This is a genomic window from Tissierellales bacterium, from assembly GCA_035301805.1.
Taxonomy (GTDB): Bacteria; Bacillota; Clostridia; order Tissierellales; family DATGTQ01; genus DATGTQ01.
Map to the genome: position 1 here is coordinate 1 of DATGTQ010000072.1, position 3,010 is coordinate 3,010.

The window sequence follows — 3,010 nt, forward strand, 5'->3', positions numbered from 1 at the left end:
ATTAACTCTTTTTTAAAGCTACTCATGCATATACACTCCTTTATTAAGTTCAATGCCTTCCTCGGTCAAATAAACCCTATCTACTTCTTTTATTCTTCCTTCTTCAAATTGTAGGTTTATATAATCTTCTGCATCTAGTACGTTGTCAAATTTTGTTGTATGATATAACCCATTTCTGTCGATTATTACAAACCAGTTCATTTTATCCCTCCTTAAAATGGAATATCACTATCGTCTATCGGCTCAAATCCGTCTAGACTATCATTGTTATTGCTACTATCTCCCCAATCTATAAATTCAACTCTTTCTGCTACTACCTCTGTTATATATCTTCTATTGCCATCTTTATCATCATAGGTCCTAGATTGTATCCTTCCTTGGACTGCTGTTCTTTGCCCTTTTCTCAAATATTGTGCAGATGTTTCAGCCATTCTACCCCAAACTACAATGTTTATAAAATCTGCTGTAGGTTTACCTTGTGATTCCATTTCTTGCTTTTTATCTTTGCTAAGTTCCTTATCAATTGCTAGTGTAAAGTTTGTTACTGCTGTACCTGTATTAGGTAACATTTTTAATTCTGGGTCCCTTACTAATCTTCCGATAAGTGTACAATTATTCATTTTTATATCGCTCCTTTTTCTTTTTTATATCGTTTTCTGTACTCACATACAGTACTTTTTCTTAACCCTGTTCTTTCACTTAATTCTGTTAAATCCCAAATACCCATATCTAACATTTCATATGTTTTTTTCTTTCCCGATATTTTTTCTTCTAAAGGGGGCAATATTTCCCCGTTTTTAAAGAATTCAGTAAAGCAAGTATTGCAATAATAAGCCATAGCTGTTGTATTATTTTTGCTATCCCAAGTTGATACTTCTCCTATTAATCTTTCTTCTTCACAATTTGGGCATTTCTTTTCTCCATATTTAGTATTTCTAGTTTTTAGCTTTTCTGGTACTTTAATGCCACTTTGTCTTAAGTACCATATTTGATTAAATACAGATTGCTCACTTTTATTTAGATATTCAGCTATTTCTATCCTTGACATTGTTGCAGCATGTTTAATTAAAAACTCCTTTTCCTTTTCTGTCCATCTGTTATTTTTCTTACCTTTTGTAAAACCTTCTCTATTAACTTTACACGCGACAGACTGTTTACTTCTACCAATTTTCATTCCTATTTCTTTATATGTCATTTTGCTTATATTATCTTTTAAAAATTGTACTTCTTTGGTTGTCCAAGGCTTTCGGTTGCTCATTTTCATTACCTCCTTAATATCTAGTTTCTAAGTCCGTAATATCAACAAACTTAGTAAATTCTGATATCCATCCTAACCGTGCTATTCCTGTTGGTCCATTTCTATGCTTTGCTATTATCACTTCTGCCTTTCCCTTGTTTTCAGGGGTAGGCTCATAATATTCCTCTCTGTGTACAAATAAAACCATATCTGCGTCAAATTCTATTTGTCCCGATTCTCTTAAGTCTGATAGTATAGGCCTTTTATCCTCTCTCATTTGATTAGCTCTTGATAAACTAGAAACAACTATAACTGGTACGTCTAGGTCTTTAGCCATCCTTTTTAAATCTCTTGAGATTTGTTCTACCTGTTCCCTTCGATTTCCACCTGCTGTCGCTTGTATCTGTTGTAAATAATCAATTATGACAATATCTAATCCAACACGTCTTTTTAATCTCCTGCACATGCTATTCATTTCTGCTACTGTTTTACTTGAGTCATCTTCTAAGTACAACTTTGTATTTAACATAGAATTCATTGAGTTACTTAATCTTTCCCAATCGTATTTATCCATTTTTTTATCGGATAATTTATTTGCTGGTGTTAAGCTGTTTCCTAGCAACATTCTTTGCATTATCTGTCTATTCGGCATTTCTAAGCTAAAAAAGGCAACTGTTTTATTATTTAATATTAGATTTTCTGTTATATTAATTGATAGGGCAGTTTTCCCCATAGAGGGACGACCAGCTAACAGAATGTAGTCTCCCCCTTGCATTCCCCTTAAAATTCTGTCTAAGGCTTGATATCCTGTGTTTATTCCTGTAGGAACCTTGCCATCATAGGAATTTTGTATATAATTTAATGTATCCATAGCTAAGTCTCTAGCTTGTACGAACTCCCCTGATATATTAGATTCTTGTAAATTAAATATTCTCTCCTCTGCCAATTCTGCTATTTCTTGACCTTTTTTATCTCTATCTTTCAATTCATCAGCTAATTTATAAAGTTTTCTTTTTAAGGTTAAGTCTTTTAATTGTTCTACATAACTTTTAAAATTTATTACACTTGGCATTACTTCTGCTAAATTCATCAAATAAGTTAATTCGACATCTTGCTTTGTTTCTTCATAAACCGTCATATAATCAATTGCTTTATTATTTTTAACTAAATTTTTAATTGCATAAAAGGTTTTTTGATTATCTAATATTGTAAAATCATCTATTTCTAACAAACCGTATTCTTCAGCACATTCGTTGTCTATCAGCATACAAGCAAGTACACTTTGCTCTAATTTGTGATTTTGTATCATTTAAACACCTCTATTCATAAATCTTCATGTGTTTATAAGGATTGTGTTCTCCTTTACTTTGTTGTTTCTTATCAATTTTACTTTCATCAAGATAATTTTGTTTAGCTACTTCTCTATCAATAAATTTTTCTATTCCTCTTTGCAAAAACTCATCTATAGTCCATCTATAAGTAAACCAATATTTATCGCTATTAAGGATTTCACTATAATTTTTAATAGATTGTTTTATTTCTTCTTCTTTGTAATCTTTTAAGCTGGTTCTAATCTTTCTTTTCATTTTGTCAGTTAATTTTCTGTGATTTATAATTTTTTGAGTATTCCAGAAAGCATATATACTATTAATACTTGTAATATTAATACTTGTATTATTATCTAGGAAATTATTTTCACCACCCCCCATGAAATTATTTTCACCACCCCCATGAATATATTTTCTAGGGGTAATATATATACGTCTTTCTTTT

The 3,010-nt window shown here is 31.0% G+C and carries 5 protein-coding genes; all 5 read right to left on the reverse strand.

What is annotated here, in order from left to right; genetic code table 11:
* Window positions 1–18: 18 nt before the first annotated feature.
* Window positions 19–201 carry a hypothetical protein gene (locus VK071_02995; protein ID HLR34278.1) on the reverse strand — a complete coding sequence of 61 codons (183 nt, stop codon included), beginning with the start codon at window positions 199–201 and terminating at the stop codon, window positions 19–21.
* An 11-nt stretch (window positions 202–212) separates the two neighbouring features.
* Complete coding sequence (locus tag VK071_03000) at window positions 213–620, reverse strand: single-stranded DNA-binding protein (GenBank protein HLR34279.1); 408 nt, start codon at window positions 618–620, stop codon at window positions 213–215.
* Between the two features lie 2 nt (window positions 621–622).
* Window positions 623–1,258, reverse strand: a complete 636-nt coding sequence (locus VK071_03005; protein HLR34280.1) for a hypothetical protein — start codon at window positions 1,256–1,258, stop codon at window positions 623–625.
* A 13-nt stretch (window positions 1,259–1,271) separates the two neighbouring features.
* On the reverse strand, window positions 1,272–2,546 hold the full coding sequence (gene dnaB / locus VK071_03010; GenBank protein ID HLR34281.1) for a replicative DNA helicase: 1,275 nt from the start codon (window positions 2,544–2,546) through the stop codon (window positions 1,272–1,274).
* 10 nt (window positions 2,547–2,556) lie between these two features.
* Window positions 2,557–3,010, reverse strand: a 454-nt coding sequence (locus tag VK071_03015) for a hypothetical protein (protein HLR34282.1), incomplete at its 5' end; no start/stop codon positions are given.